The organism is Streptomyces sp. 13-12-16, from assembly GCF_002114215.1.
GTDB lineage: Bacteria > Actinomycetota > Actinomycetes > Streptomycetales > Streptomycetaceae > Streptomyces.
Window position 1 is genome coordinate 1 of sequence record NZ_NCTE01000612.1, and the last position, 4,574, is coordinate 4,574.

Annotated in this window: 2 protein-coding genes; both read left to right on the plus strand. The window is 74.9% G+C overall.

The features are described from left to right. Nucleotides 1–667: acyl carrier protein (locus B7767_RS24230; protein ID WP_256923546.1), on the plus strand; the 667-nt coding region annotated here is incomplete at its 5' end. A 10-nt stretch (nt 668–677) separates the two neighbouring features. Next, the coding region (locus B7767_RS24235) for a type I polyketide synthase (RefSeq protein ID WP_143652614.1) at nt 678–4,574 on the plus strand (3,897 nt) is incomplete at its 3' end.

Below are 4,574 nucleotides of genomic sequence, written 5' to 3' on the forward strand. Positions count from 1 at the left end.
CCCCGAGCGGTTCGCGCGGGCCTTCACCACCGTGCGGCCCAGCGCCCTGCTGACGGAGATGCCCGCCCACGCCGCCCTCACGGCCACCGCGACCGCCACCGGATCCGACGCCGGCCGGGCCGGGTCCGAACTGCGCGACCGGCTGGCCCGGCTGCCCGGCAACCGGCGCCCGGGGACCGTGCTCACCCTGGTGCGGGAACGCGCCGCCGACGTCCTCGGGCACACCGGGACCGACCTGGTCGGCCCCGACCGGGCCTTCCGCGACCTCGGCTTCGACTCACTCGGCGCCGTCGAGCTGCGCAACCAGCTCGGCGCCGCCACCGGACTCACCCTGTCCGCCACCCTCGTCTTCGACCACCCCACCCCCGCCGCCCTCGCCGAGCACATCCTCGGCGAGCTGCTGCCCGCCGACACGCCGGACGACGACACCGCCGACGAGAACGCGCTGCGCGCCGTCCTCGCCTCGGTGTCCCTCGACCGGCTGCGCGAGATCGGCGTCCTGGAACCGCTCCTGAAGCTCGCCGGACGGGCCCAGGCACCGGCGGCCGGGACGCGGGCGGAGGGCACCGGCACCGAGGACGTGTCCGACGCGTCCATCGACGCCATGGAGGTCGACGACCTCGTGCAGGCGGCACTCAACGGCAACCTCGACGAACAGCGGGACTGACGGAGCGACCATGACCACGCCCAGCGAAAAAGTTGTCGAAGCTCTCCGGGCCTCGCTCAAGGAGACCGAGCGGCTGCGGCGGCAGAACCGGGAACTCGCGGCCGCCGCCGCGGAACCCGTCGCCGTCGTCGCGATGAGCTGCCGTTACCCCGGAGGCGTCACCTCCCCGGAGGACCTGTGGCGGCTCGTCGAGTCCGGCACCGACGCCATCTCCGGGTTCCCCACCGACCGCGGCTGGGACCTCGACGCCCTGCGCGACGCGGGGGCCGACGCGCGCGGCCACTCCGTCAGCCGGCAGGGCGGCTTCCTCGACGGCGTCGCCGACTTCGACGCCGCCTTCTTCGGGATCTCGCCCCGCGAGGCCGTCTCCATGGACCCGCAGCAGCGCCTGCTCCTGGAGACCTCCTGGGAGACCCTGGAGCGGGCCGGCATCGACCCGCAGAGCCTGCGCTCCAGCTCCACCGGTGTCTTCGTCGGCACCAACGGCCAGGACTACGCCTACCTGCTGATCCGCTCACTGGCCGACGCCACCGGCGACATCGGCACCGGCATCGCCGCCAGCGCCACCTCCGGCCGCGTGTCCTACACCCTCGGCCTGGAGGGCCCGGCCGTCACCGTCGACACCGCCTGCTCCTCCTCCCTGGTCGCCCTGCACACCGCCGTCCACGCCCTGCGCGCCGGCGAGTGCTCCCTCGCCCTCGCGGGCGGCGTCAACGTCATGTCCGCGCCCGGCTCCCTGATGGAGTTCAGCCGCCAGGGCGGACTGGCCCCCGACGGCCGCTGCAAGGCCTTCTCCGACGACGCCGACGGCACCGGCTGGTCCGAGGGCGTCGGCATGCTCCTGCTGGAACGCCTCTCCGACGCCCGCCGCAACGGCCACCCCGTGCTCGCCGTGATCCGCGGTTCCGCCGTCAACCAGGACGGCGCCTCCAACGGCTTCACCGCCCCCAACGGCCCCGCCCAGCAGCGCGTCATCCAGCGCGCCCTGCAGTCCGCCGGCCTGACCACCGCCGACATCGACGCCGTCGAGGCCCACGGCACCGGCACCCCCCTCGGCGACCCCATCGAGGCACAGGCCCTGCTCGCCACCTACGGCCAGGACCGCGACCCCGAACGGCCCCTGCTGCTCGGCTCCGTCAAGTCGAACATCGGACACGCACAGGCCGCCGCCGGCGTCGCCGGCGTCATCAAGATGGTCATGGCCATGCGCCACGGCGTCCTGCCGCCCACCCTGCACGCCGACCGGCCGTCCCGGCACGTCGACTGGACCGCGGGCGCCGTCCGGCTCCTGGGCGAGCGCACCCCCTGGCCGGAGACCGGCCGCCCCCGCCGGGCCGGCGTGTCCTCCTTCGGCATCAGCGGCACCAACGCCCACGTCCTGCTGGAACAGGCGGAGCCGGCCCCGGAGCCCGAAGACCCCGCCACCCCGTCCCTCACCCCGGCGGTCGTGCCGTGGCCGGTCTCCGCCAGGACCGAGGACGCCCTGCGGGACCGGCTCGCACAGATCACCGCACCCACCGACGCCACCGCCCTCGACACCGGCTACTCCCTCGCCACCGGCCGCTCGGTCTTCGAACACCGGGCCGTGCTGCTCACCGGTGCCGACGGCGTACCCGCCGAGGTGGCCCGCGGCCGGGCCACGGAACGGTCACTGGCCGTCCTGTTCTCCGGCCAGGGCTCCCAGCGGCCCGGCATGGGCCGCGAACTGTACGCCCGCTTCCCGGTGTTCGCCGAAGCCCTCGACGCCGTACTGCACCGGCTCGACCGCGAACTCGACCGTCCGCTGCGCGACATCGTCTTCGCCGGACGCCGCACCCCCGAGGCGGAACTCCTCGACGCCACCGGCTACACGCAGCCCGCGTTGTTCGCCGTCGAGGTGGCGCTCTACCGGCTGGTGGAGTCGTGGGGTGTGACACCGGAGTTCGTCGGGGGGCACTCGGTCGGTGAGGTCGCCGCCGCGCACGTGGCGGGCGTGCTGTCGCTGGACGACGCCTGCACGCTGGTCGCGGCCCGCGCCCGGCTGATGCAGGAACTCCCCGCGGGTGGCGCCATGATGGCCGTCCAGGCCACCGAGGAGGAGGTCACCCGCAAGCTGACCGCCGGTGTGTCGGTGGCCGCGGTCAACGGTCCGGACGCCGTGGTCGTCGCCGGTGACGAGACGGAAGTCCTCGCCCTCGCGGCCGGTTTCGCCGACCAGGGCCGCAGGACGCGGCGGCTGTCGGTGAGCCACGCCTTCCACTCGCCGCTGATGGAGCCGATGCTCGACGCCTTCCGCGAGGTCGCCGAGAGCCTCACCTACACCGAACCGCTCCTCCCCGTCGTCTCCAACGTGACCGGCGAGATCGCCGGCCCCGACCTGCTGTGCTCCGCCGACTACTGGGTGCGCCACGTCCGGCAGACGGTGCGCTTCGCCGACGGCGTGCGCGCCCTGGCCGACGCCGGCGCCGACGCCTTCCTGGAACTGGGCCCCGACGGCGTCCTCACCGGGATGGCCGCGCGGGTGCTCGACGGCACCGCCGACACCGTCTCCGCCGCCGCCCTGCGCAAGGACCGCGCCGAGGAACGCGCCCTGCTCACCGCGCTGTCACGGCTCCACGTCGCGGGCGTCGGCGTCGACTGGGCCCGCTGCTTCGACGGGACCGGTGCGCGCCGCACCGACCTGCCCACCTACCCCTGGCAGCACGAGCGGTACTGGCCCGTCCTGATGGCCGCCGCCGGCGACGTGTCGGCCGCCGGCCTCGTCTCCGCCGAACACCCCCTGCTGGGCGCCGCGGTGTCCCTGGCCGGCCTCGACGGGGTCCTGTTCACCGGCCGGCTCTCCGCGCAGACCCACCCCTGGCTGATGGACCACACGGTGGGCGGCGTGGTCGCCTTCCCCGCCACCGGCTTCCTGGAGCTCGCCGTCCGCGCCGGCGACCAGGTCGGCTGCGACCGCATCGACGAACTCACCCTCGCCAAGCCGCTCATCCTCACCGAGAACGCCGCCGCCGTCGTCCAGGTGTGGGTCGGCGCCCCGGACGAGACCGGAGCCCGCAAGGTCACCGTCTACTCGCAGTCCATGGACGACCCGGAGCAGCGCTGGACCGAGCACGCCAACGGCGTCCTCTCCACCGGCGAACGCACCACCGCCTTCGACGCGAGCGTCTGGCCCCCGCGCGGCGCCGTCGCCGCCGACCTCGAGGGCTTCTACGAACGCACCGAGTACGGCCCCGTCTTCCAGGGGCTGCGCGCCGTCTGGCGGCGCGGCGACGAGGCGTTCGTCGAGGTCGCCCTGCCGAACCAGGTCGACGACGCCGAGTACTACGGCATGCACCCGGCGCTGCTCGACGCCGCCGTGCAGTCCGTCGGCTTCGTCGGCCTCGGCGACGGCAAGAAGCTGCTGCCGTTCTCCTGGTCCGGGGTGTCCCTGCACGCGGGCGGCGCCTCCGTGGTCCGCGTCCGGGTCGCCCGCACGGGCGAGGACTCCGTCTCCATCGCCGCGGTCGACGTCGAGGGCGCACCCGTGCTCTCCGCCGAGTCGCTGATCCTGCGCGTCCCCTCCGCCATCCAGGCCCCCGCGCTGCACGGCAGCGAACAGGACGGCCTGCTCCGCCTCCAGTGGACCCCCGCCCCCGACACCGGCGCCGACACGGACGTCCACTGCGCCGTCCTCGGCGCCGGCACGGGACTGCCGGGCACCGCCGTCACCGCCCTCGCCGACAGCCTGGCCGCCTCTCCGCGGCCCGAGCTGGTCCTGGTGCCGCTGGACGGCGGCGGTGAGCTGCCCGCCGCCGCCCACACCCTCACCGCCCGCGCCCTCGACCTGGTGCGCGAGTGGCTGGAGCTGAACCCGTCCGGACCGTCCCGGCTGGTGTTCGTCACGCGCGGCGCCGTCGCCGCCGACACCGGCGAGCGGGTGCGCGACCTC